Source organism: Deferrisoma palaeochoriense (assembly GCF_054656955.1).
The window spans coordinates 18,494-43,729 of the sequence record NZ_BAAHXI010000033.1 but is presented as its reverse complement, the minus strand read 5'-3'; the positions used below and the strand labels follow the sequence as shown (position 1 = coordinate 43,729).

Sequence of the window (25,236 nt, the reverse complement as noted above, 5' to 3'; positions counted from 1 at the left end):
AGCCAAGCGGACTGACGAAAACGCCCAGAGTTCCTGAGTGGTTCCGTCCATCCGGCTGAGTGCCGGATGCAGCGTAAGCCGGATGCCGCACTCACGCACGGCCGGAAGCAGGCCCCGTGCCCTCGCGATCCCCTTGCGCGCCTGTATTGACGCCGGGTTAATAGTAACCCGGGGCCGCCCCGGGGCATCCAAGCCCCGAAGCCAAGGCGATACGGGCCCGGAGCGGGTTTCTGCAGGGCTCGCGCGGGAAAGGAGTGCCGGAAATGAAAGGGCGCGGAGTTTGGGGGGCCGTCGTCTCGGGGGTTCTCGTGCTTCTATTCGCGGCCGGGGCCCGGGCCGAGGTCCGGGCGTTGGACACCCAGGACGTGCGGGCCCTTCTGAACCGGGAAGGGGCCGAGGTGTTCCTTCTCGACGTCCGGACCCCCGGGGAGTACCGCCGCGGGCACATCCCGGGGGCGGTCTTGATCCCGATGAACGAGGTGCCGGCCCGGTTGAGGGAGATCCCCCAGGATAAGAAGATCGTCGTAGTGTGCGCGAGCGGGGCCCGCAGCGCGGCCGTGGCGCGGTTCCTCGACTCCCGCGGGTACCCCTGGGTGGCGAACTACACGGGCGGGGTGTTCGACTGGGCCCGGGCGGGGCTTCTCCTAGACCGCTAGCGTCGCGGCCACCCGCTCCCACTCCGCACGGGCCGCCTCGTCCGGGAGTTGTCCCCCCGCGAGTTCGAGCATCTCCCGGGCCTCCCGGGCCCAGCCCCTGGCGTGGTACGCCTCGGCGACCCTGAGCAGGTACCACCACCCCCGCTCCGGGTCGATGCGGGCGCAGCGCTTGAACACCTCGGCGGCCCGCTCGGCGTGGGCCTCGCCCTTTCCCAACAGAATCCGGCCCAGGGGCACCAGCGCCTCCACAAGATCGGGCCGCCGGGCCAGGACCTCCCGCAGGGCTTGGAGCGCGTCGTCGGTCCGGCCGACGGCCTCCAGGGCCCGGGCCCGCAGGAGTCGGGGCTCGGGCCGGTCCTCGGGCAACGCCGCCTGGGCGCGATCGAGGGCCTCCAGGGCCGCCTCGGCATCCCCGGCGTCGAGCCTGAGCGCCCCCAGCCGAAGCCAGGCCACCCCGTCCCCGGGGTGTTCCGTAACCCACCCCTCGAGGAGCTCGACCGCCCGGTCGGGCCGACCGCCTTCCCGGAGCCCGTCGGCCAGGTGGTGCACGGCCGGCGCGAGGTCCGGGGCGGCCTCCAGCGCCTGGCGCATCCGGTCCTCTGCCGCCTCGAGCTCCCCCGTGAGGAGATGGAGGACCCCGAACGCGTAGTGGACGCCGGGGGCGTCCGGGTGCTCGGCCTCGGCCCGTTCGAGCCAGCGCCGCGCCTCCTCGGCCTCGCCCTGCTGGAGGGCCACGAACCCCGTCCGGAAGGCCTCCCCCAGCCCCTCGAGAACGGCCCGTTCCGAGGGCTCGAGCGCCTCCAGGTAAAACTCGAAGAGGTCCGCGTCGGGTCCGGTTTCGGGGAGTTCGTGGGGATCGGGCTCCGACGCGCAGGGGGCGGCACACGCACACGGGGTCGCGAATCGCGGCTGCGGGCGCGGCTCGGCCTCGGGCCGGGGGGCGATGCGGGCCTCCAGCCCCCGGATCCGGGCCTCCAGTTCGGGGTCCTCGCCCCCGAACTCCCGGGCCAGGGCCAGGTGCTCCCTCGCCCGGTCCGGATCGCCGGCGTTGAGGCACGCCCCCGCTTCCTCCAGGTTCAGGGTGGCCAGGGCCCTTCGGCACTCCCGGATCTCCTTTTCGAGGCCGGGGGGCGCGTCCGGGGCTTGGGCCGCGGCTTCCAGGTGGGAAAGGGCCTCCCCCCACCGCCCCTGCCGGGCGAGCTTGCGTCCGGTCTCGGCCAACGCCTCGACGCCCGCTTTCCGTTTCCGAAACCACCAGAAGGCCATGGAAAGCCCTCCTGCTAGGGGAGGCGGACCTGGGCACGCCCGGGCCCGAGCTGATACACTGCACCGCCTCGTGGGGGCCCCAGGTTCCTCGGGCCCGCCGCCTCGGCGCGGGCTAGCCTAGAGGGGCGGTTCGACGCGTGTCAAACGGGGAGACGAGGGTGGCCGATACCGAACGGACGGTGATCTACACGGACGGGGCGTGCCTGGGCAACCCGGGACCGGGGGGATGGGCGGCCGTGATCGTGGAGCCCGGGAACCGGGTCCGGGAGATCGGGGGGCGCGACCCGGCCACCACGAACAACCGGATGGAGCTCACCGCGGTGATCGAGGGCCTTCGGCAGACCCGGCCCGGATCCCGGGTGCACGTGGTCACCGATTCCCGGTACGTCCACGACGGCATCTCCCGGTGGATCCACGCGTGGAAGAGGAGGGGTTGGCGCAAAGCCGACGGCGGCGCCGTGCTGAACCAGGACCTCTGGGAGTCCCTGGACCGCCTGGCCTGGGGGGAGGGCCGGGATGTCACCTGGGAGCACGTGCGGGGGCACCGGGGCCACCCCTTCAACGAGCGCTGCGACGAGCTGGCCACGGCCTTCGCCCGGGGGGAGTCGCCCGAGCTCCGAAGCGGCGATGGCGCGTGGATCGGGGGTGAGGGAACCGAGGGGCATCGGTCCTTCCCCTGCTACGTGAGCCGGGTGGACGGGGAGATCCGGCTCCACGACACCTGGCCCGAGTGCGAGGCCCGGGTGAAGGGGGTGAGCGGTGCCCGGTACCGCAAGGTGCGAAGCCCTGTTGAACTCGAGGCGGTCCTGCGGGAGTGGGGGGGGGCCTGAGCCGTGGGCGAGGAGCGGATCCGAAACGCCTTCGTGCTGGCGGCCGGGTACGGCACCCGACTCCGGCCCCTGAGCCGGGTGGTGCCGAAGCCGGCCTGGCCCCTTTTCGACGTGCCCCTGGCGGCGCGGGTTTTGGACCTCATCGCGGCCGCGGGCCTCCGCCGGGCCATCGTGAACCTCCACCATCTGCCCGAGGTGCTGCGGGCCCGGCTGGAGCCCTGGATCCCCGGGGGGCTGGACGTCGCCTGGAGCTTCGAGCCGGAGATCCTGGGCACGGGAGGGGCGCTTGCGCCCTGGAGGGAGACGTTGCGGCCCGAACCCTTCGTCTTGGCCAACGCCGACACCTACCAGGAGATCGACCTCCCGGCGATGGTGCGGGAACACGCGGCCAACGGGGCCCTGGCCACGCTGTCGGTCGCTCCCGCGGCCGGTGGCCCCCTGGAGGTGGACGAGGAGGGGCGGATCGTGCGGTTCCTCGACGCCCGGGCGCCGGGTGCCGGGGCGGGGCGGCCCTGCGAGTTCACGGGGATCCACGTGCTGGAGCCCGAGGTGCTGGACCACGTGCCCGACCGCAGATGCTGCATCAACGCCGACGTGCACCGCCACCTGGTGGCCCGGGGCGCCCCGGTGTTCGCCCACGTGTTGCCGGCGGACGCCTTTTGGAGCGATCTCGGGACGGTGGAGCGGTACCTCTCGGCACACCGGGACCTCCTGGCCCGTGGCCGGGTCCCGCGGGCGCCGGGCGAGGTGGTGGAGACGGAAGGGGGGCGCTGGTACCGGGGGACGGGGGCCCGGATCGGGGTCGGGGCCCGTGTGGGACCCGGGTGTGCCGTGGGACGCGGGGCCGAGATCGCGCCGGGGGCCCGGCTGGCCGGGAGCGTGGTCTGGCCAGGGGCCCGCTGCGGCGACGCCGTGGGGTGCGTGGTCCCGGACGTGGGTCCGGTGGTGGGGGCGCGGATCCCATGAGCCGGGACGACGGGATCCTGGTCGGCGGAGAAACCGGGTATCGGGTGCGCCTCGAGGGGTTCGAGGGGCCTCTGGACCTCCTTCTCCATCTCATCCGCAAGCACCGGTACGACATCTACGACATCCCCATCGCCCGGATCCTCGAGGAGTACCTGGAGGTGCTCGACACGATGCGGGAGCTCGACCTCGACGTGGCGAGCGAGTTTCTCGTGATGGCCGCCACCCTGGCCGAGATCAAGTCGCGGATGCTCCTGCCGAGGCCCGAGGAGGAGGAAGAGGAGGGGGAGGACCCCCGGGCCGAGCTGGTGCGCCGGCTCCTGGAGTACGAGCGGATGCGGGCGGCCGCCGAGCGCCTCGCCGAGCGGCCGCTCCTCGGCCGGGAGGTGTTCGCCCGCACGTTTCGCTCCCCGGACCTGGACGAGATAGACCGGCCCGACGCCCCGATCGAGGCCGATTTCTTTCAGCTCCTCCTGGCGTTCCGCGAGGTCCTGGCCACCGCGTCGGAGTCGTTCGCCGAGGCCGTGGCCCGGGAGCGGATCTCGATCCAAGAGGCCATGCAGGAGGTGCTCGGGCTCTTCGCCGCGAGTCCCCCGGGCCGGGGCCTCGCGTTCCGGGACCTCTTCCCCCCCCGGCCGACCCGGACCCGGGTGGTCACCGTGTTCCTCGCGGTGTTGGAGTTGGTGCGGCTGCGGGCCCTGCGGGTGGTGCAGGTGAGCCCGTTCGGGGAGATCCGGCTCTTTGCCGTTCCCGTGGAGGAGGAGTAGGCATGGATCGGGAAGCGGTGGCCCGGGTGCTGGAGGCCGTTCTGTTCGCGTCGCCCGAGCCGGTGGCGCTCGGGAAGCTCGTGGAGCTGTTCGCGCCGGAGGGGCTGGGCCGGCAGGAGGTCCTGGACGGGCTCGGGGCCCTCGGTGAGGCCCTCGGCGGCCGCGCCCTCGAGCTCCGGGAGGTGGCGGGGGGCTACCAGCTGCGCACCCGGGCCGAGTACGCGCCCTACCTGGGCCGGCTCGAGATTCCCCGGCCCGTGCGGTTCAGCCGGGCGGCCCTCGAGACCCTGGCCATCGTGGCGTACCGCCAGCCCATCACCCGGGCCGAGGTGGAGGAGGTCCGGGGCGTGGACTGCGGAGGGGTGCTCAAGGCCCTCCTCGAGAAGGGGCTTGTCCGGGTGGTGGGGAAAAAGGACGTGCCCGGCCGGCCGCTTCTGTACGGCACGAGCCGGAAGTTCCTGGAGGTGTTCGGGCTCACCTCGCTCGCGGACCTGCCCAGCCTCCAGGAGATCGAGGAGATGCTGGCCGAGGAGGTCGAGGAGGAGACCGGCGAGGGCCCGGCGGGGCCTCGGGAGCCTCCGGAAGATGCCTGAGCGCCGCGGCGAACGGCTTCAGAAGGTCATCGCGGCCCGGGGCCTCGCGAGCCGGAGAACCGCCGAGGAGTGGATCCGACAGGGCCGGGTCCGGGTGGACGGGGCGGTCGTGACCGAACTCGGGGTCCGGGTGAACCCCGACGTACAGGCGATCGAGGTGGACGGCCGGCCGATCCCGCCGCCCCCGGAGCGGATCGTGGTGGTCCTCCGGAAACCCCCGGGCTACGTGACCACCCGGTCCGATCCCCACGCCGCGGCCACGGTCATGGATCTGGTGGCCGACCTGGGGGCCTCGGTGGTCCCGGTGGGCCGGCTCGACCGGGATTCCCGGGGTGTGCTCCTCCTCACGAACGACGGGGGCCTGGTGCACCGGCTCCTCCACCCCCGGTCCGGGGTGGAGAAGGTGTACCGGGTGGAGGCGCGGGGCCGCTTCGACCCGAGGGCCCTCGAGCGGGGGGTACGGCTCGACGACGGCCCCGCCCGGGCCGACCGGGTGTGGGACGTGGAGCGTCATGGAGAAACGCTACGGTTCCGGTTGGCCCTCCACGGGGGCCGAAAACGCCAGATCCGCCGGATGGTGGCCGCGCTCGGGGGCAGGGTGGTGGATCTCGAGCGGGAGGCCTTCGGGCCGATCCGGGCCGACGACCTCTCCGAGGGCCGCTGGCGCCCCCTGACGGCCGACGAACTGGAGGCCCTCGACCGCGCCGCACGGCGGGCCGGGGGACCCGACGGGAAGACGAGATGAGCGATCCCAAGAAGCGCCTGGCCGAGCTGCGCTCGGCCATCGACCGGATCGACCGGGAGATCCTGGAACGGCTAAACCGCCGGGCCGAGCTCGCGCGGGAGGTGGGGGAGATCAAGCGGGCGAGCGGGGCGCGGTTTTACGCCCCGGGGCGGGAGGAGGATCTCCTGCGCCGGCTCGAGGCCGAAAACCCGGGGCCCTTCCCCGCGGCTGGGGTGCGGGCCGTGTGGCGGGAGATCATCTCGGCGTCGCTCGCCCTCGAGGCGCCGATGGTCGTGGCGTACCTGGGGCCTCCGGCCACCTTCACCCACCAGGCGGCGCTTCGCCGGTTCGGGGAGTCGGCCCGGCTCGAGCCCGCCCGCACCATCGGCGAGGTGTTCGAGCGGGTCGAGAAGGGCAAGGCCGCCTACGGCGTGATCCCCGTGGAGAACACCACCGAGGGGGTCGTGAGCCACACCCTGGACATGTTCCTGCGGTCCGATCTCAAAATCGTGGCCGAGGTGTACCTGCGGGTGGCCCACCACCTGCTGAACCGGTCGGGGCGCCTCGCCGACGTGGAGCGGGTGTACTCCCACCCTCACGCCGTGGCCCAGTGCCGCCGGTGGCTCGAGGAACACCTGCCCGACGTGCCCGTGTTCGACGCGGCAAGCACGGCCCAGGCCGCCAAGATCGCCTCCGAGGACCCAGGGGCCGCGGCCATCGCGGCCGAGGTGGCGGCCAAGGTGTACGGGCTCGCCGTGGCCGAGGCCCGGATCGAGGACAACCCCAACAACACCACCCGGTTCCTCGTGATCGGCCCCGACGTGCCCGACCCGAGCGGCCGGGACAAGACCTCGCTGGTGTTCGCGGTGCGGCACGAGGTGGGTGCCCTCTACCGCATGCTCCAACCCTTCTATGACAACGGGGTGAACCTCACCAAGATCGAGTCCCGGCCCATGCCCGAGGAGGCCTGGCAGTACGTGTTTTTCGTGGACCTGGAGGGGCACCTCACGGAACCCCGGGTGGAACGCGCGATCGCCGAACTGCGGGGCCGCTGCCGGTTCCTCAAGGTGCTGGGGTCCTACCCCCAGGGAAGCCCCTGACCCGGTTCGTCGCCCCGGGATCGCCTGGACGTCTGGGGGCGGCTTCGGCTATACAGGGCGCCCGTGCCGGGTGCCAGGTGCCAGAAGACAGACGACAGAGGACAGGGGACAGGGGTTCTCTGATATCTGACCTCTGAATTCTGGCCCCCGATACGGCAGCCGCTCCCACGGGGTGGGACAGCCGCTGGCGAAGGAATCACAAAGGATTTTAGCATCCTAGCGTCCTAGCCTCCCAGCGTCCCAGCGAGAAGTTACTTGGAAAATCCCATGACCGACACCGACCGTTTCGGCTCCCTCGTGAGCCCGTTCGTGCGCGAGCTGGAACCTTACGTCCCGGGGAAGCCCATCGAGGAGCTTCAGCGGGAGCGGGGCTTCGACCGCGTGGTGAAGCTCGCGAGCAACGAAAACCCCCTGGGCCCGTCGCCGCGGGCCGTGGAGGCCGCCCGGCGTGCCGCGGCTGAGGCGCACCGCTACCCCGACGGATTCGGCCGGCGGCTCAAGGAAGCCCTGGCCGCCCGCTGGGGCGTGGGGGTGGAGAACCTCGTGCTCGGAAACGGGAGCTCCGAGGTGATCGAGATGGCCGTGCGGCTCCTGGTGCGGCCGGGCTCCGAGGTGGTCGTCGCGAGCCCTTCGTTTAGCATCTACGAGCTCACGGCCCGGGCCCAGGGGGGCACCATCCGGTCGGTCCCGCTCAAAGACCACCGGGTCGATCTCGAGGCCGTGGCCCGGGCCGTCGGGCCGGCGACGGCGCTCGTGATCCTCGGGAACCCCAACAACCCCACGGGCACGGCGTTCACCGCCGCCGCGTGGGAGCGGTTCTGGAACGCCTTGCCCGAGGACGTCGCCGTCGTCCTGGACGAGGCCTACGCCGAATACGCCGACGATCCGGGGTTTCCGGACGGGGCCCGGTACGTGGGCGAGGATCGGCCGCTCCTCGTGGTGCGCACGTTCTCCAAGGCCTACGGGCTCGCGCTCCTGCGCATGGGATACGGCATCGCCCCGGCCGGCCTCGTGGACTATCTGAACCGGCTGCGGCTCCCCTTCAACGCCAACGGCGTGGCCCAGGCCGCGGCCGTGGCCGCCCTGGAGGATGGGGAGTACCTCGAGCGGGCCCGCCGGGTGAACCGGGAGGGCCGGGAACGGCTCTACGCCTTCTTCTCCCGGCTCGGGCTCGAGTACCTGGAGAGCCAGGCCAACTTCGTGGCGGTGCGGGTGGGCGACGGCGATGCCGTGTACCGGCGGCTCCTCGACCACGGGGTGATCGTGCGCTCGATCCGGAGTTTCGGCATGCCCGAATGGATCCGGGTCACGGTGGGCCTGCCGGAGGAGCTCGACCGGTTCGAAACGGCCTTCGCGGCCGTGCTCAAGGAAGGATAGCCCCCAAGGGATGGGTGGGGGCCTCGATCGGCAGGGGGGCGAGCGTCCCAGCCGCAGAGCTTTCTAGCGTTCCAGCTTCCCACGAAGGGGACCGCGATGATCATCGTGTTGCGACCGGACCACAAAGAGGAAGACCGCCTCCAGCTCGTCCAAACCCTGCGGGCCCTCGGGTTCGCGGTGCATGAGTCGAAGGGGGTGCAGCGCACGATCCTCGGCGCCATCGGCGACGAGGAGGCCCTGCGGGACCTGCCTCTGGAGTCCATGCCGGGGGTCGAGCGGGTCATCCCGATCCTGAAGCCCTACAAGCTCGTGAGCCGCGAGTTCCACCCCGAGGACTCCCGGGTGGAGGTGGGGGGGGTGACCTTCGGTCCGGGGCCGGTCCAGATCATCGCCGGGCCCTGCTCCATCGAGGACCGCCAGCTCCTCCTGGAGACGGCCCACGCCATCCGGGAGGCCGGGGCCACCTGCCTGCGGGGCGGGGCCTACAAGCCCCGCACGAGCCCCTACGCGTTTCAGGGACTGGGGGAGAAGGGGCTCGAGCTCCTGGCGGAGGCCCGCGAGGCCACGGGGCTGCCGGTGGTCACGGAGCTCATGGATCCCCGCGACACGGTGCTCGTGGCCCGGTACGCCGATATCGTGCAGATCGGCGCCCGCAACATGCAGAACTTTCGCCTCCTCAAGGAGGTGGGGAACCTGGAGAAGCCGATCCTCATCAAACGGGGCTTGGCGGCCACGATCACCGAGTGGCTCATGAGCGCCGAGTACGTGGCCGCCCAGGGGAACCGGCGCATCCTGCTGTGCGAGCGGGGCATCCGAACCTACGAGACCGCCACCCGAAACACCTTGGACATCTCGGCCGTGCCCGTGCTCAAGAGCCAGACCCATCTGCCGGTGCTCGTGGACCCGAGCCACGCCGCAGGCACCTGGGAGCTCGTGGAACCCCTGAGCCGGGCGGCCGTGGCGGCCGGGGCCGATGGCCTCATGATCGAGGTCCACGCCCGGCCCGAGGCCGCCCTGTGTGACGGGAACCAGAGCCTGAAGCCCGAGCGGTTTGCGCGGCTGGTGGAGCAGGTGGCCGCCGTGGCCCGGGCCGTGGGGCGGGGCGTGGGGGGGCGGCCATGACCCCCGGCACCCTGGCCGTGATCGGGCTGGGCCAGATCGGCGGGAGCGTCGCCGCGGCCGTGAAGGTCCACGGCCTGCCGTACCGGGTGCGGGCCTGGGACCGGCGGGCCGCGGCGGTGGGCATGGGCGCCGAGCGGGGGTGGGTGGACGAGGCGGCCGCCGGACCGGTCGAAGCCGCCCAGGGGGCCGATCTCGTCGTGCTGGCGGCGCCGGTTTCGGCCGTGCGCCGGCTCCTGGGGGAGGTGGCGCCGGCCCTTCGCCCCGGGCAGGTGGTGACCGACGTGGGAAGCACCAAGGGGTCCATCGTGGCCGAGGCCGGCCGGGTGCTCCCCGAGGGGGTGGTGTTCGTGGGCGGGCATCCGGTGGCCGGCACCGAGCGCTCCGGGATCGAGGCGGCCGACCCGCGGCTGTTCGACGCGCGGCCGTGCGTGCTGACCCCGCTTCCGGGGGCGCCGGAGGAGGCCGTGCGGCGCGTCTCGGATTTTTGGACCGGCCTGGGGGCGCGGGTGGTCACGATGGACCCCGAAGCCCACGACCGGGTGTTTGCCTGGGTCAGTCACCTGCCCCACGTGCTCGCCTACACCCTGACCTGGGCCGTGCTGGAACGCCTGGACGACCGGGCCCTGGGTCTTGCCGGCCCGTCCCTTCGGGACTGGACCCGGGTGGTGGGCAGCCCGCCGGCCCTGTGGCGGGACATCTGCCTCGAAAACCGGGACAGCCTGGCCGAGGCGATCCGGGAGTTCGAGGCGGAACTCCAGGCGGTGCGCCGCCGCATCGAGACCGGGGACGCCGCGGCCCTGGAAACCCTGTTCCACGGGGCCAAGGAAGGGAGGAGCCGGCTGTGGACCGTGTGAGGGTGGCCCCCCCGGGGCCCTTCGATCGGGAACTGCGGGTGCCGGGGGACAAGTCCATCTCCCACCGGGCCCTCCTGTTTTCCGCCTTGGCCGAAGGGACCTCGCGGATCCGGGGGCTCCAGGCCGGCGAGGACGTGCGCTCGACCCGCCGGGCCCTGGAGGCCCTCGGGGTGGCGATCCGGGACGAGGGCGAGGTCGTCGTGGTGGAGGGCCGGGGCATCGGGGGGCTGCGGGAGCCCGAGGACGTGGTGGACTGCGGGAACTCCGGCACCACGATGCGGCTCCTGGCCGGCATCCTGGCCGGCCACGGGTTCCTTTCGGTTCTCACGGGCGACGCGAGCCTGCGGCGCCGGCCCATGGCCCGGGTGCTCGACCCCTTGCGGGAGATGGGTGCCTTGGCCCTGGGCCGCGACGAGGACCGGCTGGCGCCGCTGGTGCTCCGGGGCGGGAGCCTCCGGGCCCTCACCTGGACCCTGCCGGTGGCGAGCGCCCAGGTGAAGAGCGCGGTTCTCCTCGCCGGACTCCACGCCCGCGGGGTGACCTGGGTCGAGGAGCCCGCCCCGTCCCGGGACCACACCGAGCGGATGCTGGACGCCCTGGGGGCCGAGGTCCTGCGGGAGGGGAGCCGGGTGGGGATCCGGGGGCGGACCCCCCTTCGGTCCGCCGACTGGCAGATCCCGGGCGACCCCTCCTCGGCCGCCTTCTGGGCGGCGGCGGCGCTCCTCGTGCCCGGGGCGCGGGTCCGGGTGCGGGGGGTGTGCCTCAACCCCACCCGAACGGGGTTCTTTCGCCTCCTCCAGCGGATGGGAGCCCCGGTGGAACTCCGGGAGACCGGGGTGGCCGGAGGGGAGCCGGTGGGGGACGTGGTTGTCCAGCACGGTCCGCTGAGCGGCGTGGAAGTGGGGCCGGAGGAGGTGCCGGCGGCGATCGACGAGTTTCCGGCGCTGGCCGTGGTGGCCGCGCGGGCCGAGGGCGAAACGGTGGTGCGGGGCGCCGAGGAGCTGCGCCACAAGGAGTCCGACCGGATCGGCACGCTGGCCCGAGAGCTCCGCAAGGCCGGGGTGGACGTGGAGACCTTCCCGGACGGGTTTCGGATCCGCGGGCCGGCGGCGCTGCGGCCGGCCGCGTTCGAAAGCCACGGCGACCACCGGCTGGCCATGGCCTTGGGGGTGCTGGGGCTTGCGATCCCAGGAGGGGCCGAGGTCGACGGGGCGGACGCGGCCTCGGTCTCGTATCCGGCGATCTGGGACGAACTCCCCGGGGCCGACCGACTGTCTTCTCGGGCGTGACCCGGCCGGGGATGTCGAAGATTCTTAAGAGGACGGATTCGTGAGCACCGAAGAACCGAAGAAGGGAAAAGGGCTGTTCGGCCGGCTGTTCCGCCGCGGACGGGCCGAGGAAGCGGCACCGGAGACGGAACCGGAGCGGGAGGAGACGTCGGTACCCGAGGAGGAGCCGATCTCGTCCTCTCCCGCCGGACCGGAGGAAGGGGAGGTTGGGGAGGAAGGGGCCAGGGCGCCCGAACCCGCTCCCGAGGGCCCACCGGCCGGGGCGGCCGAGGACGAACCCCCGGGGGAGGAGGAACCGCCCGCGCCGGAGGGAGAGCCGCCCGCAGAGGAGCCCGAGCCATCGGGGGAGGAGGAAACCGGGGCGCCCGAGGCGCCCTCTCGGGGGGGGCTCTTCTCCCGGCTTCGCCAGGGGTTTTCCAAAACCCGCCAGGGGCTCGTCCAGAAGGTCGACCGGATCCTGTTCGGCAAGAAGGAGATCGACGCCGAGACCCTGGACGAGCTCGAGGAGGCCCTGGTCACGGCCGACCTCGGGGTGGCCACGGCCATGCGGCTGGTGGACGAGATCCGCGACAAGGTGGGCCGAAAGGAGCTCCGGAGCCCCGAGGCCCTGCGGGAGCATCTGAAGGCCGCGATCCGGGAGATCCTCGTGGCCGAGGAGGCCCGGTTCGAGCCCCCGGCCGAGGGGCCCTGCGTCATCATGGTGGTGGGCGTAAACGGGGTGGGCAAAACGACCACCATCGGGAAGATCGCGGCCCAGTACCGGGCCCAGGGCAAGCGGGTGATCCTGGCGGCCGGCGACACCTTCCGGGCGGCCGCGATCGAGCAGTTGGAGATCTGGGGCCAGCGGGTGGGGGCCCAGGTGATCCGGCACCAGCAGGGCTCCGATCCGGCGGCCGTGGCCTTCGACGCGGTGGAGGCGGGCAAAGCCCGGGGGGCCGACGTGGTCATCGTGGACACGGCCGGCCGGCTCCACACGAAGCGAAACCTCATGGAGGAGCTCAAAAAGGTCCGCCGGGTCATCGGGAAGGCCCTTCCGGGAGCGCCCCACCAGGTACTCCTGGTGCTCGACGCCACCACCGGCCAGAACGCCGTGAGCCAGGCCCGGCTGTTCCACGAGGCCGTGGGGGTGGACGCCATCGCGCTCACCAAGCTCGACGGCACGGCCCGGGGCGGCGTGATCGTGGCCATCTGCGACGAGCTCAAGATCCCGGTCCAGTACATCGGCATCGGCGAGGGCGTGGACGACCTGCGGCCCTTCGACGCCCGGGCCTTCGTGGACGCCCTGTTCTGAGCCGGGGGGCCCCTCCGGCCGAGCCCCGGTTGCTTTAGTTTTTCAGCCGTCTGGCCGAACCGTGGCCGGACGGGACCCGCTTTGGTGTTCGGGAGGAACGAGCCATGGAACGTCGACGCCTGGGCCGCGCCGCTGCGGCCGTCCTTCTTGTCACCCTATGCGCCTCGGCCGCCTGGGCCTCGGGGGGCGAGGGTGGGGCCGGGCTGGGGAGCGAGCTCCACCTGTACTGGGGGATCCCGTTCGCCGGGATTCTCCTGTCCATCGCCCTGTTTCCGCTCCTGGCGCCCCGGTTCTGGCACCACCATTTCGGTAAGGTCTCGGCCTTCTGGGCGCTGGCCCTCGCCGTGCCGTTCCTCATCTCATATCGGGGTGAGGCGCTGCACCACATCATCCACATTTATCTGGCCGACTACATCCCGTTCATCATTCTGCTGTGGTCGCTCTACACCGTGGCCGGTGGGATCCTGGTGACCGGGAGCCTGGCGGGTACCCCCCTGGTGAACTTGATGCTTCTCGTGATCGGGACGGCGATTGCCTCGTGGGTGGGCACCACCGGCGCGGCCATGCTCCTCATCCGCCCGTTCCTTCGGGCCAACGCCTGGCGGAAGCGCCGGACCTACCAGGTGGTGTTTTTCATCTTTCTCGTGTGCAACATCGGGGGCGCGCTCACCCCGCTGGGGGACCCGCCGCTCTTCCTCGGGTTCCTTCACGGGGTGCCGTTCTTCTGGACCTTCAAGATCTTTCCGCCCATGCTGGTGGTGTCCGGGGTGCTGCTGGCGGTCTTCTTTGCCATGGATTGGTACTACTACCGCAAGGAGGAGGGACAGCCCCCGGCACACGACGGGTCGAAGCTCCGGGTCGAGGGCGTCCACAACCTTCTCTTCCTGGCCGGGGTGGTCGCCGGGGTGCTCCTGAGCGGGGTGCTCCACACCCGGCTTGGCGAGGTCACGATCCTGGGGGTCCACCGGGCCGTGGCCGACATCGCCCGGGACGTCCTGCTCGTGGTCATGGGGATCCTGTCGCTTCGGACCACGAAGCGGGCCATCCGGGAGCGAAACGAGTTCACCTGGTTTCCCATCCTTGAGGTGGCCTACCTTTTCGCCGGGATTTTCGTCACCATGATCCCGGTCCTCGAGATCCTGAAGGCGGGCACCCACGGCCACTTCGCGTTCCTGATCGAGGCCGTGAAGAAACCCTTCCACTACTTCTGGATCACGGGGATTCTGTCGAGCTTCCTGGACAACGCCCCAACGTACCTCGTGTTCCTGAACACCGCCCTCGGGAACTTCTTCCCCGGGGTGCCCGAGCGCCAGGCGATCCTGAACTTAATCCAGCACAAGGAGATCTACCTCGAGGCGGTGGCGGCCGGCGCCGTGTTCATGGGGGCCAACACCTACATCGGCAACGCCCCCAATTTTATGGTGCGGTCCATCGCCGAGGAGGCCGGCGTGGAGATGCCGAGCTTCTTCGGATATATTTTGAAATACTCGCTTGTGTTCCTTGTCCCGACGTTCGTCCTCGTGACCCTCGTTTTCTTCCTGTGAGGGGGAGGTAGCCATGGAAGCGATCCGCAAGGTTTTGTTCCCCACCAAGTTCGAGGATCTGTCGTTCCGCTGCCTAGAGCGCCTCCTGCCGCTCAAGGAGGCCGGGCTCGAGGAGGTGATCCTCCTGTTCGTGATTGACCGGGACGAGGTGGCTTACAACCTCTTCCGGGGATTCGACAAGAAGCTCGCGGACCAGCTCCGGGAGGAGGCCCGCATCCGGTTCGAGGACTGGGAGAAGGAACTCGCCGAGCGCGGTGTGAAGGCCCGCCACCTGATCGAGATTGGCTCGCCCGAGGGGAAAATCCTGGAGATCGGGTGCCGGGAGGAGGTGGACCTCATCGTGGCAGGCCGCCAGCACGAGCACCTGGCCGACGCCGTGTACCTGGGCGGCACCACCATGGGGATCCTCCGGCGGTCGGCCATCCCGGTGTACGTGTGCAAGCACCCCCCGGAGGGGGCCTGCGAGGTGCCGAGCACGAGCCCGTTCGAACGAGTCCTCTATGCCACCGATTTCTCCCCCGACAGCGAGCGGGCGCTGGTTTTCGTAAGGGCCCTGGGGCCGCTCGTGAAGGCCGTGGACGTGGTGCACGTGATCACCGAGCGGGACTTCCAGAAATGCCCGCCGGAGGAGGTTGCCCGGGCGGAGGCCGAGGCCAAGGAGCGCATGGCCGCCGTCTGCGACGACCTCAAGGCCGCGGGCAGGGAGGCCGACTGGCACCTGCTGGCCGGGAACACGGCGGCCGAGATCCTGAAGGCCGCCCAGGATCACCACAGCACCCTGATCGTGATGGGCACGAAGGGCAAGCACGGCATCAAGGAGATGTGGGTCGGAAGCGCCTCCCACCGGGTGGCCGAGCTCTCCCCGGTGCCCGTGGTGCTCGTGCCCACGGAACGGGCCGAGTGCTACATCTGAGGGCCGGCCCGGGGGCTTAGCCGGCCCTGGGCGGCTCCCGGAGCACAGCCGCGAGGTCCCCGGGGTCGGTGATGGGGGCCTGGCAACTGAAGTTCTGGCACACGTAGGCGGCCGCCCGGCCGCCTACGGTTTTCATGCCCCGGGTAAAGGGCGCGATCTCGGCCAGCGATCCGTCCGGGGGGGCGAGGAGCACGGTGGTTTCCGGCGCGTAGGCCGATCGCACGGCCTCCATCAGGGCCCGGGTGTCGTCGTAGCCGGGCTGCCCCGCGATCACGACCTCCCGGGTCGGTTCCACCAGAAGCGCGAGCCCCGCCAGGTACCCGGTGAACGCGGCCGGGTAGCGGGCCACCCGGCCCGCGAGGGCCCGGGCCAGCGCATGGGCCCGCTCGGTCCAGGCGGGTTCCCCCGTGAGGAGCCCGAGTCGCGCAAACGACTCCAGCGCCACGCTGTTGGCAGAGGGGGTGGCCCCGTCGTACACCTCCTTGGGCCGCCAGAGGAGCGCCTCCCCGTCCGCGGGGGTGTCGAAGAGCCCGCCCTCCCCCTCGTCCCAGAACCTCCCGAGGAGTTCCTGTCCCAGTTCCAGCGCCCGGGCGAGCCACACCGGGTCGAAATCGGCCCCGTAGAGGTCGAGAAAGCCCCGGCAGAGAAATGCGTAGTCCTCGGCCACGGCGTCCACCGCCGCCTCGCCGTCCCGGTACCGGCGAAGGAGCTTCCCGTCCCGGCGCAGGTGCTCCCACAGGAACTCCGCCGCCCCCCGGGCCGCCTCGGCGTAGGTCTCGTCCCCCAACACCGCGGCCGCCCGGGCCAGGGCCGAGACCATGAGCCCGTTCCACCCCGTGAGCACCTTGTCGTCCTTGAGCGGCCGGGGGCGGGTGGCCCGTCGGTCCAGGAGCCGGGCCCGGTCCTCCTCGAGTTCCCGCTCCAGGGCCTCGGGATCGAGGCCCCACTCGGCGGCCCATGCGGCCACCGGCCGCGGGAGGTGGAGCACGTTGGCGCCGGTGCGTTCGCCGGTGGCCTCCTCCCGGAAGTTCCCCTCCTCCGTGATCCCGTAGATCCGGCAGAACCGCTCGCCCCGTGCGGCGCCCAGCACCTCCAGGATCTCGGCCCGGGTCCAGACGTAGAACTTGCCCTCCACCCCCTCGGAGTCGGCGTCCTCGGCCGAGTGGAACGCCCCCTCGGGCCCCCGGAGATCCCGAAGCACGTAGGTGAGCACCTCCCGGGCGGTGCGGCGGAACAGGGGGTCTCCGGTCGCCTGCCACGCCTCGAGGTAGGCGACCGCGAGCCCGGCCTGGTCGTAGAGCATCTTCTCGAAGTGGGGCAGGAGCCAGTCGGCGTCGGTGGAGTACCGGTGGAACCCGAACCCCAGGTGGTCGAAGATGCCGCCGTGGCGCATGGCCCGAAGGGTTTCGGTGGCCATGCGAAGCGGGTGGTCCTCTCCGGTCCGCCGATGCCGGCGCACGAGGAACACCAGGTTGTGGGGCGTGGGGAATTTGGGCGCCGCCCCGAACCCGCCCCGCCGGGCGTCGAACTCCTGGGAGAAGATCTCAACCGCCGCCGCGAGGAGCCGGGGGGTCGGCTCCCCGGGTTCGGGCTCCCCCAGTTCCCGCAGCCGGCCCACGATCTGCCGGGCCGAGGATCGGACCTTATCGGGGTCCTCCTGCCACAGGGCGGCCGCCCTGCGCACCAGTTCGATCACCCCGATCCGGCCGTGGCGGCTCGTTTTCGGCAGATAGGTGGCGGCGAAGAAGGGCTCCCGGTCGGGGGTGAGGAGGATCGTCAGGGGCCAGCCGCCGGTGCCCGTGAGCGCCTGGCACACGGCCATGTACACCTGGTCCACGTCGGGCCGCTCCTCCCGGTCCACTTTGACGGGCACGGTGAGGGTGTTCAACACCGCCGCCACCTCGGGATCCTCGAAGCTCTCCCGCTCCATGACGTGGCACCAGTGGCAGGTGGCGTAACCGATCGAGAGGAACACGATCCGGTTCTCCGCCTTGGCCCGGGCGAAGGCCTCCTCCCCCCAGGGGTACCAGTCCACCGGGTTGTGGGCGTGCTGCAGGAGGTACGGGCTTTTCTCGTGGATGAGCCGGTTGGGGCGGTGGGATGTGGTCATCGGAACCTTCCGGGTGGTTTCAGGCTAGGCGGCTCGGCGGCTCGGCGGCTTGGCGGCTGACCCCCCCTCGGGGTTCCCGCGCCGTCGCCCGTCCCAACCTATGGGAGCGGCTGCCGTATCGGGGCCGGAGTTCAGAGGTCAGATGTCAGAAAACCCTTGTCCTCTGTCCTCCGGCGTCTGTGTTCTGGCACCCGGCACCTGGCACGGGCGGCGGTACCGTATCGGGCCGATCCTGGCCCCGCCGCTTCGGGGGAAGCGAACGAGGACCGGCGAGGGGGACGTCGGGACTCGGGCGACCAGGGTACCGCAACCGGGGCCCGGCGCCAGCGCGCCCCCCCAAAACACCCGCGGCCGCCCCCCCAGGGGGAGCGACCGCGAGACGATCGTTCGACGGGCTCCGGTCCCGATCGCCGACCGAAACCCCTCAGTTCACCACCTCGGCCTCGTACACCTCGGGCTCGTCGGGGCCCCTGCCTTCCTCGGGCGGGTTCTCCCACCGGACCACGAGGTCGTCGCCCTCCACGTCCACCGTGATCGTGGCCCCGTCCCGCACGTCGCCTGCGATGAGCGCCCGGGCGATCCGGGTTTCGAGCTGGCGCTGGATGTAGCGCTTGAGAGGCCGCGCGCCGTACACCGGGTCGTACCCGGCCTGGGCGATGAACTTCCGGGCCGCCTCGGTGAGCTCGAACCGGATCCGGCGGTCCTGGAGCCGGCGCACCAGGTCCTGGGTCAGGAGATCCACGATTCGCTCGATCTCCTCGAGCGTCAAGGGCTTGAAGAGAACGATCTCGTCGACCCGGTTCAGGAACTCGGGCCGGAAGTGGGCCCGGAGTTCCCGCATCACGGCTGCCCGCGCCTCCTCCTTGATCTCCCCTTGGTCGGTCACGCCCTCCAGGAGGTAGTGGGACCCGATGTTGGAGGTCATGATGATCACGGTGTTGCGGAAGTCCACCGTGCGGCCGTGGGAGTCGGTGAGCCGCCCGTCGTCGAGGATCTGCAGGAGCACGTTGAACACATCGTGGTGCGCCTTCTCGATCTCGTCGAACAGGATCACCGAGTAGGGCTTGCGCCGAACGGCCTCGGTGAGCTGGCCGCCCTCCTCGAACCCCACGTACCCCGGCGGGGCGCCGATGAGCCGGCTCACGGCGTGTTTTTCCATGTACTCGCTCATGTCGATCCGGATGAGGTTTTCCTCGGTGTCGAAAAGCGCCTCGGCCAGGGTCTTGGCGAGCTCGGTCTTCCCCACCCCCGTGGGCCCGAGGAAGATGAACGACCCGATCGGCCGGCGCGGGTCCTTGATGCCCGAGCGGGCCCGGAGCACGGCGTCGGCCACGAGTTGCACGGCCTCGTCCTGGCCAACGACCCGCCGGTGGAGCACCTCGTCGAGCCGGAGGAGCTTCTCCCGTTCGCCCTCCATGAGGCGGGACACCGGGATCCCGGTCCAGCGGGATACGATCTCGGCGATCTCCTCCTCGGTCACCTCCTCCCTGAGGAGCCGGGTGCCGCCGAGGCGGTGGAGTTCCTCCTCCTTCTGGCGGAGTTGCCGCTCGAGCTCGGGCAGCCGGCCGTGCTTGAGTTCCGCGGCCTTCTCGAGATCGTAGTTGCGCTCGGCCACGGCGATCTCCTGGCGGACCCGCTCGATCTCCTCCCGGAGTTGCTGCACGGCCTTGATGGCCTCCTTCTCGTTCTCCCACTGGGCCCGCATGGCGTCGGCCTTGGCCCGCAGGTCCGCGAGTTCCTTCCGGAGTTGCTCGAGGCGCTCCTTGCTCGCCGCGTCCTTCTCCTTCTTGAGCGCGGCCTCCTCGATCTCGAGTTGCATGATCCGCCGGGTCACCTCGTCGAGTTCCGCGGGCATCGAGTCGATCTCGGTGCGGATCATGGCGCAGGCCTCGTCCACCAAATCGATGGCCTTGTCCGGCAGGAACCGGTCGGTGATGTAGCGGTGGCTCAGCACCGCGGCGGCCACCAGGGCGTTGTCCTGGATGCGCACCCCGTGGTGGACCTCGTAGCGCTCCTTGAGGCCCCGGAGGATCGAGATGGTGTCCTCCACCGAGGGCTCCTCCACCAGGACAGGCTGGAACCGGCGCTCCAGGGCCGGGTCCTTCTCGATGTATTTCCGGTACTCGTCGAGGGTGGTCGCACCGATGCAGTGGAGCTCGCCCCGAGCCAACATGGGCTTGAGCATGTTGCCGGCGTCGATGGCGCCCTCGGCCTTGCCCGCGCCCACGATGGTGTGAAGCTCGTCGATGAACAGGATGATCCGGCCCTCGCTCTCCTTGATCTCCTGGAGCACGGCCTTCAGCCGCTCCTCGAACTCGCCCCGGTACTTGGCGCCCGCGATCAGGGCCCCCATGTCGAGGGCGTAGATCGTCTTGTCCTTGAGGCCCTCGGGCACGTCGCCCCGCACGATCCGCTGGGCGAGCCCCTCCACGATGGCGGTCTTCCCGACCCCCGGTTCGCCGATCAGCACCGGGTTGTTCTTGGTCTTACGCGACAGGATCCGGATCACCCGCCGGATCTCGGCGTCCCGGCCGATCACCGGGTCGAGCTTGCCCCGCTGGGCCTCCTTGACGAGGTCGCGGCCGTAGCGCTCCAGGGCCTCGTAGGTGGCCTCGGGGGTCGGGCTCGTGACCCGCTGGTGGCCGCGCACGCCCACCAGAGCCTCCATGAACCGTTCGGCCGTGATGCCGTATTCGGCGAAGATCCGGCCCGCGTCGGTCTCGGTGCCCTCGGCGATCATGGCGAGCACCAGGTGTTCCACCGACACGTACTCGTCCTTCAGGCGCTTGGCCTCCTCCTCGGCCCGCACCAGGAGGCGGTTCAGGCGCTGGGTTACGTAGATCTTGCCGCCCTCCACACCCGGGCCCGAGACCTGGGGCCGCTTGTCGAGCGCCCGGAGCACCTTGGCCCGGAAGTCGTCCACCGAAACGTCGAGCTTTTCCAGGAGCCGCGGGATGAGCCCCTCGGGCTGGTCCACCAGGGCCAGGAGGAGGTGCTCCCCGTCCACCTCCACGTGGCCCCGCTTCATCGCGATCTTCTGGGCTTCGGCCAGGGCCTCCTGGGATTTTTGGGTCAACCGATTCAGATCCATGGTCTCTCTCCTTTCGGCCCCGGCTGGGGGCCGTTCGTTTGTTGGGATGGGATCCGGCCCGCCCGGGCCGTGCGGCCACAAGGTAAGGCCGAAACCCGGGCGTGCAAGGCCTTCTGCCACCGAAGGCAAAAAGAAAGCCCCCCGGGGATGTCCCGGGGGGCACGATTCGGCCGCTTGAGCGGGCCGGCTATTTCTTGAGAATGGCCAGGGCCTTCTCGTCTAACGCCTCGGTCACGTAGGGGATGCCGGTGACCTCCGCGGTCTCCCGGTTCATGCTCATGAGGTCGTCCCGGGAGATGGCCGGGATCGAGAACTTCCGGGCGCCGGCCATGAACTGCTGGAGCCCGCAGGCGATCTTGTCGGCCCAGGTATAGAGCGCGATCGCGCCGAAGGGAATGTTCTCCATCTCCTTCTCGCCCACCTTGTTCTTCACGGCCTCCCACCCGGCGAAGATCTCCTCGGGGTAGGTGCCCACCACCTTGACCGAGTTGGGCAGGCTCTCCCAGTGGCCGTTGAGCTCCACCCGCTTCTCGGGCTTGAACACGCCCTCGATATTGGCGCCGAGGAACCCGGGGATCATGGGCGCCCGGCCCATGCAGACGAGACGGGTGTACGGGGCGCAGATCGCCAGCGCCTTGAACACGTGGTCCTCCCGGGCAAACCCGCCGGCGAGCGAGATGTCGGGGGGACGGATACCCCGCTCGTCGAGGATCTTGCAGTACTCGTAGGTCTTGGCGTGGAGCGGAAGCGACGGCACGCCCCAGTGCTGCATCATGTTCCAGGGGCTCATGCCGGTGCCGCCGCCCGCGCCGTCCACCGTGAGGAGGTCGAGTTCGCAGTCGGCCGCGTACCGGATGGCCATGGCGAGGGCCTCCATGCCGTAGGCCCCGGTCTTGAGGGAAATCCGCTTGTAGCCGAGTTTGCGAAGGTACTCGACCGTGGCCTTGAAGTCCTCCTCGACCGCGTCGGGCGTCGCCCGCTCCGCGGCGCCCAGCCGGCTGTGGCGGGCGAACGATTTGACGGCCCGGGCCTTGTATCCCTCCACCACGATGGGGTCGTAGGGGTCGGGGTCCACCACGTACCCCCGGTCCTTCAGGAACCGGGCGTACTCGATGTCGGTGACCTGGATCTCGCCGCCGATGTCCTTGGCGCCCTGGCCCCACTTGAGCTCGATGATCACCTTGTCGCTGTATTTGTTGATCACGTACTCGGCCACCCCATTCCGGGTGTCCTCCACGTTGAGCTGCACGATGATGGCGCCGTAGCCGTCGTAGTAACGCAGATAGGTGTCGATGCGGCGATCGAGTTCCGGCGAGGACACCACCTTGCCGTTCTCGATCTTCGACTCCTTGTCCACGCCGACGACGTTCTCCCCGACCACGATCGGGAACCCGCACAGGGCCGCGCCCACCGCAAACCCGGTCCAGTACTTGGCGGCGATGAACGTCGAGCCCAGTGCGCCGGTCATGATGGGGATCCGGCAGGGGGTCTCCACCCGACGGCCGAACCGGGTCTCGAGGCTCACGTTGGGGAACACGCAGTCGTCGGCGTTTTCCGAGAGCCCCGGGGGGAGCCCATGGGCGCCGTAGGCGTACCCCTGGATCCGCAGGGCGTGGTACCCGACCCCCACCGCGCTCACGTGGCTCGCGCCGGAGGTGGTGTTGCCGAAATCCCTCGGGTACAGCAACTTCCGGCCCACGAGGGACGAGAGCCAGGTTTCGCATTTGCCCTTGCACCCGCTCTCACACAAGGTGCACAGGCCGGACTCCGCGGGCTGGCCGCGGTTCACGGTTCCGAGGGCGTCGTTCAGCTTGGGCCATTCCATCATTGGGCTCCTCCTTTGGTGGGGTGAGAGTGGCACGCGGTTGCCAAGACGGCGTTTGTGTAGGACAATCGAAACCGGGTAGGCAAGAGAAAAAAATTAGCAACAAAAAAGCAAAATGGGATATGGTCGATTTGCCGGGGAGGAAGGGGGAATGAGGTCGATTTGGGCAAATTTGCCAATAGGAGACGAAGTTCCCGGGCCCCGCTCCGGGGGGGCGGGAAGGGGGGTGAGGCGGGAGCGCCGGCGCCGGGCGGTCCTACGGGTGCTCCACGAGACGAGCCGACCCCTGGGCTCCCATGAGATCGTGAGCGAACTGGCGCGCCGGGGCATCGACCTCGCTGAGCGGACTGTCAGGTCGTACCTCGCCGAGTTCCGGGCCGAGGGACTGGCGCGGAGGGAGGGGCGCCGGGGCTACGTGCTGACTGCCCGGGGGAGGCAGACCCTGGACGACGCCGCCGGGTTGGAACGCGTGTCTCTCCTTTCCGCGAAGATCGACCGCATGACGTTTCAGATGGACTTCGACCTGCGCGCCCGCCGCGGAAACCTGGTGGCGAACACGACGCTGACCCGCCGGGACGCCCTGGAAGCCTGCGCGGACACGATCTGCGAGGTGTTCCGGAAAGGCTACGCCATGGGGTCCCTCCTGGGGTTGCTGGGCCCGGGGGAACGGGTGGGGGCGTGGGAGGTCCCCGCCGGGCGCGTCGGGTTCTGCACGGTTTGCTCGATCACCGTGAACGGGGTCCTCCTGAAGATGGGGATTCCCGTGCGTTCCCGGTTCGGGGGGCTCCTCGAGATCCGCGACGGCCGGCCGGTTCGGTTTGCGGAGGTGATCCTCTACGACGGCACCAGCATCGATCCCCTGGAGATCTTCATCCGCGGCCGCATGACCGATTACTGCGGCGCCGTGGAGAGGGGCGCGGGCCGGATCGGAGCGAGCTTCCGGGAAATCCCCATGGAGAGCCGGGAAACCGTGGTGGAGGCCGCCGGGGAGCTCCGGGATGCCGGGTTGGGGGCGATTTTGGAGGTGGGCCGGCCCGGGGCCGAACTCTACGGCATCCCGGTTCCGGAAGGCCGGGTCGGCATGGTGGTGGTGGGAGGGCTCAATCCGGCCTCCGTGCTGGAAGAGCGCGGCTACCCCGCGGAGTCCAGGGCCCTATGCGGTTTTCTGCCCTATGAGCGGTTTTTCCCGTACCACCGGCTCCGAGACGAACTCCGAAAACTCCAATAAAAAACAGGGCCCGGCCGTTCGGCCGGGCCCTGTGCGCAAGGGAGGGGAAGGGAGGAAGGGTTCGGTTACGCGCCGAAAGACCGGGCGAACAGGTCCTCGATGGCCTTTCGGCCCGCGTCGTTCAGGTTCCGGGTGCCGGTGCCGCAGATCGCCTTGTGGGCGATGACCGGCTCGTCCTCGATCCAGGTGTCGTTGCGCCAGGTGAACCAGTGGCCCCGTTCCTGGTCGAACACGTGGAGCGGCCGGTTCCACATCTTGGCGAGCTCGGCGGCCCAGCCGGTGCCGCCCTTGACCGTGCCGTCGTTCTGGATGGTGCCCACCACGAACACCTGGTACCCGTTGTTCACCTGGTGCCAGATGCTCTGGAGGATCTGGCGCATCCAGGGGCGGGTGGAGTAGTCCCGGTGGAGCCGCTTGGCCACCTCGGTCATGCTCACGTCGCCCTTGGCGAGCTCCTCCGGCGTGAGACGCCGCACGCCCTTCGTGCGATGGATGTGGTGGCCGTCGAACGTGAAGTTCACCTCGGCCACGCCGTAGCCCTCGGCCACCTCGCCGAACGCCGCCTCGGCGCCCCGGGCGCCGCCGCTATAGAGGGTCACCTCTTCGGGTCGCATGCTTCATTCCTTCCTTTCGGCCCCGGCCGAACCGGAAGCCGTGGGTTGTCGGGAAAAGGGCCGGCGTTTATACAGGTCGGAACGGGCCGGGTCAAGAAAAAAAATGGAAAAAACGGGGAAGGAGGGTGGGGCAGGGGTTACGGGCCTCCGAGGAGTCTGCGCACCGCCTCCTCCAGCACCTCCCCCTCCACGTAGCCCTCCCGGCGCTCCACGACCGCGCCCGAACGGTCGAGGAGTATCGTGGTGGGGAGGGCCATGACCCGGTATTTCCGCTTGACGTCCCGGGTGCCCAGCACCACCGGGTAGGGCACCGGGGTTTTCCGCAGGAACCGGTCCACGGCGTCCGGCCGCGTGTCGAGGCTCACCCCCAGCACCTCGAACCCCTGGCCCTGGTATTTCTCGCGGAGCCGGGCGAGCTCGGGGATTTCCCACTTGCACGGCGGGCACCAGGTGGCCCAAAAGTCCACCAAGACCACCTTGCCCTTGAGTTCCGAAAGCCGTTTTTCCAGACAGTCGAGGTCGCAGGTTTCCACGGCGGCCGAAGGTCGGCCCGCCAGGAGGAATCCCGCGACGGCCAGCAGGGTGAAGAGCGCGTTTCGTCGGTTCATGGGGAGCTCCAGTAGGCGCGGCGGCCCGGACGCCCGACCCAGCCTACTGCGGATCCGTCCCCTGTCCACCCGGAAGGCCGAGAAGCTCGCGGACCGCGGCTTCGAGATCGGCCAAGCGAAAGGGTTTTCCTAGAAACCGGTCGGCTCCCGCCTCCAGGGCGCGCGTCGCGACCTCGGGGTGGATCTCCACCGAGACCACCAGGATCGGGACGCTCCGGGTGTCGTCCCGTTCCCGGAGGCGCCGGATCAGCTCGAACCCGTGCTCCCCCGGCATCACGAGGTCGGTGACCACCAGGTCGAACGGGCCGGGGCGCTGGAGCGCGTCGGCCGTCCCCTCGGCCTCGACCACCTCGAGCCCGAGCCGTTTGCGCAGCACCGTTCCGACGATGTCCCGAATGGTGGAAGAGTCGTCGACCACGAGGGCCTTCATGGCATCCCCCTGTGCGTTGCGTGGGTGGGCGGATCGCCCCA

Annotated in this window: 22 protein-coding genes; 15 read left to right on the top strand and 7 right to left on the bottom strand. The window is 70.4% G+C overall.

Annotated features, from left to right (window positions below):
* Positions 1 to 263 precede the first annotated feature (263 nt).
* A complete protein-coding gene (locus ACYQ8L_RS10595; protein WP_459941763.1) occupies positions 264 to 656 on the top strand; it encodes a rhodanese-like domain-containing protein in 393 nt (130 codons plus the stop codon).
* Here the strand turns inward: ACYQ8L_RS10595 and ACYQ8L_RS10590 are convergent.
* Positions 645 to 1,922, bottom strand: coding sequence for a tetratricopeptide repeat protein (locus ACYQ8L_RS10590; RefSeq protein ID WP_459941762.1), 1,278 nt, complete (start codon positions 1,920 to 1,922; stop codon positions 645 to 647). The genes ACYQ8L_RS10595 and ACYQ8L_RS10590 overlap by 12 nt on opposite strands.
* Positions 1,923 to 2,080: 158 nt before the next feature.
* On the opposite strand from ACYQ8L_RS10590, the gene rnhA reads away from it, so the two are divergent.
* The 13 genes from rnhA to ACYQ8L_RS10525 all read left to right on the top strand — a co-directional run bounded on the left by rnhA (position 2,081) and on the right by ACYQ8L_RS10525 (position 15,289).
* Positions 2,081 to 2,752 carry a ribonuclease HI gene (gene rnhA, locus ACYQ8L_RS10585; RefSeq protein ID WP_459941761.1) on the top strand — a complete coding sequence of 224 codons (672 nt, stop codon included), beginning with the start codon at positions 2,081 to 2,083 and terminating at the stop codon, positions 2,750 to 2,752.
* Between the two features lie 3 nt (positions 2,753 to 2,755).
* A complete protein-coding gene (locus ACYQ8L_RS10580) occupies positions 2,756 to 3,718 on the top strand; it encodes a nucleotidyltransferase family protein (RefSeq protein ID WP_459941760.1) in 963 nt (320 codons plus the stop codon).
* Positions 3,715 to 4,482, top strand: a complete 768-nt coding sequence (locus ACYQ8L_RS10575) for a segregation and condensation protein A (RefSeq protein ID WP_459941759.1) — start codon at positions 3,715 to 3,717, stop codon at positions 4,480 to 4,482. Before ACYQ8L_RS10580 ends, ACYQ8L_RS10575 begins: the two co-directional genes overlap by 4 nt.
* Before the next feature lie 2 nt (positions 4,483 to 4,484).
* On the top strand, positions 4,485 to 5,075 hold the full coding sequence (scpB, locus tag ACYQ8L_RS10570; RefSeq protein WP_459941758.1) for an SMC-Scp complex subunit ScpB: 591 nt from the start codon (positions 4,485 to 4,487) through the stop codon (positions 5,073 to 5,075).
* Complete coding sequence (locus tag ACYQ8L_RS10565; protein WP_459941757.1) at positions 5,068 to 5,820, top strand: pseudouridine synthase; 753 nt, start codon at positions 5,068 to 5,070, stop codon at positions 5,818 to 5,820. Before scpB ends, ACYQ8L_RS10565 begins: the two co-directional genes overlap by 8 nt.
* Entirely contained in the window at positions 5,817 to 6,899 is a 1,083-nt protein-coding gene (gene pheA, locus ACYQ8L_RS10560; RefSeq protein ID WP_459941756.1) for a prephenate dehydratase, read from the top strand. The genes ACYQ8L_RS10565 and pheA overlap by 4 nt, the downstream gene beginning before the upstream one ends.
* Before the next feature lie 267 nt (positions 6,900 to 7,166).
* A complete protein-coding gene (gene hisC / locus ACYQ8L_RS10555) occupies positions 7,167 to 8,276 on the top strand; it encodes a histidinol-phosphate transaminase (RefSeq protein ID WP_459941755.1) in 1,110 nt (369 codons plus the stop codon).
* Positions 8,277 to 8,372: 96 nt separating this feature from the next.
* Positions 8,373 to 9,398, top strand: a complete 1,026-nt coding sequence (gene aroF, locus ACYQ8L_RS10550) for a 3-deoxy-7-phosphoheptulonate synthase (protein WP_459941754.1) — start codon at positions 8,373 to 8,375, stop codon at positions 9,396 to 9,398.
* A complete protein-coding gene (locus tag ACYQ8L_RS10545) occupies positions 9,395 to 10,252 on the top strand; it encodes a prephenate dehydrogenase (RefSeq protein ID WP_459941753.1) in 858 nt (285 codons plus the stop codon). Before aroF ends, ACYQ8L_RS10545 begins: the two co-directional genes overlap by 4 nt.
* Positions 10,240 to 11,541 carry a 3-phosphoshikimate 1-carboxyvinyltransferase gene (gene aroA, locus ACYQ8L_RS10540; protein ID WP_459941752.1) on the top strand — a complete coding sequence of 434 codons (1,302 nt, stop codon included), beginning with the start codon at positions 10,240 to 10,242 and terminating at the stop codon, positions 11,539 to 11,541. The genes ACYQ8L_RS10545 and aroA overlap by 13 nt, the downstream gene beginning before the upstream one ends.
* A 40-nt stretch (positions 11,542 to 11,581) precedes the next feature.
* Complete coding sequence (gene ftsY, locus ACYQ8L_RS10535) at positions 11,582 to 12,832, top strand: signal recognition particle-docking protein FtsY (protein ID WP_459941751.1); 1,251 nt, start codon at positions 11,582 to 11,584, stop codon at positions 12,830 to 12,832.
* A 104-nt stretch (positions 12,833 to 12,936) separates the two neighbouring features.
* The gene (locus tag ACYQ8L_RS10530; RefSeq protein WP_459941750.1) at positions 12,937 to 14,376 is read left to right on the top strand and encodes a sodium:proton antiporter; all 1,440 of its coding nucleotides are present in this window, start codon (positions 12,937 to 12,939) and stop codon (positions 14,374 to 14,376) included.
* 13 nt (positions 14,377 to 14,389) lie between these two features.
* Positions 14,390 to 15,289 carry a universal stress protein gene (locus tag ACYQ8L_RS10525; protein WP_459941749.1) on the top strand — a complete coding sequence of 300 codons (900 nt, stop codon included), beginning with the start codon at positions 14,390 to 14,392 and terminating at the stop codon, positions 15,287 to 15,289.
* 16 nt (positions 15,290 to 15,305) lie between these two features.
* Here ACYQ8L_RS10525 and ACYQ8L_RS10520 read toward each other — a convergent pair whose 3' ends face one another.
* The 3 genes from ACYQ8L_RS10520 to ACYQ8L_RS10510 all read right to left on the bottom strand — a co-directional run bounded on the left by ACYQ8L_RS10520 (position 15,306) and on the right by ACYQ8L_RS10510 (position 22,318).
* Entirely contained in the window at positions 15,306 to 17,399 is a 2,094-nt protein-coding gene (locus tag ACYQ8L_RS10520; protein WP_459941748.1) for a thioredoxin domain-containing protein, read from the bottom strand.
* Between the two features lie 424 nt (positions 17,400 to 17,823).
* Entirely contained in the window at positions 17,824 to 20,490 is a 2,667-nt protein-coding gene (clpB, locus tag ACYQ8L_RS10515) for an ATP-dependent chaperone ClpB (protein WP_459941747.1), read from the bottom strand.
* Positions 20,491 to 20,677: 187 nt separating this feature from the next.
* Positions 20,678 to 22,318 (bottom strand): glutamate synthase-related protein, encoded by a 1,641-nt coding sequence (locus ACYQ8L_RS10510; RefSeq protein WP_459941746.1) that lies wholly within the window; start codon positions 22,316 to 22,318, stop codon positions 20,678 to 20,680.
* A 223-nt stretch (positions 22,319 to 22,541) separates the two neighbouring features.
* Between ACYQ8L_RS10510 and ACYQ8L_RS10505 the strand changes: the two genes are divergently transcribed.
* Positions 22,542 to 23,543: a DUF128 domain-containing protein gene (locus ACYQ8L_RS10505; RefSeq protein ID WP_459941745.1), complete on the top strand. Its 1,002-nt coding sequence runs from the start codon at positions 22,542 to 22,544 to the stop codon at positions 23,541 to 23,543.
* 65 nt (positions 23,544 to 23,608) lie between these two features.
* On the opposite strand, the gene ACYQ8L_RS10500 is transcribed toward ACYQ8L_RS10505, so the two are convergent.
* The 3 genes from ACYQ8L_RS10500 to ACYQ8L_RS10490 all read right to left on the bottom strand — a co-directional run bounded on the left by ACYQ8L_RS10500 (position 23,609) and on the right by ACYQ8L_RS10490 (position 25,195).
* A complete protein-coding gene (locus ACYQ8L_RS10500; RefSeq protein WP_459941744.1) occupies positions 23,609 to 24,157 on the bottom strand; it encodes a hypothetical protein in 549 nt (182 codons plus the stop codon).
* Between the two features lie 137 nt (positions 24,158 to 24,294).
* Positions 24,295 to 24,765 (bottom strand): TlpA family protein disulfide reductase, encoded by a 471-nt coding sequence (locus tag ACYQ8L_RS10495; protein ID WP_459941743.1) that lies wholly within the window; start codon positions 24,763 to 24,765, stop codon positions 24,295 to 24,297.
* 43 nt (positions 24,766 to 24,808) lie between these two features.
* Complete coding sequence (locus ACYQ8L_RS10490; protein ID WP_459941742.1) at positions 24,809 to 25,195, bottom strand: response regulator; 387 nt, start codon at positions 25,193 to 25,195, stop codon at positions 24,809 to 24,811.
* Positions 25,196 to 25,236 lie beyond the last annotated feature (41 nt).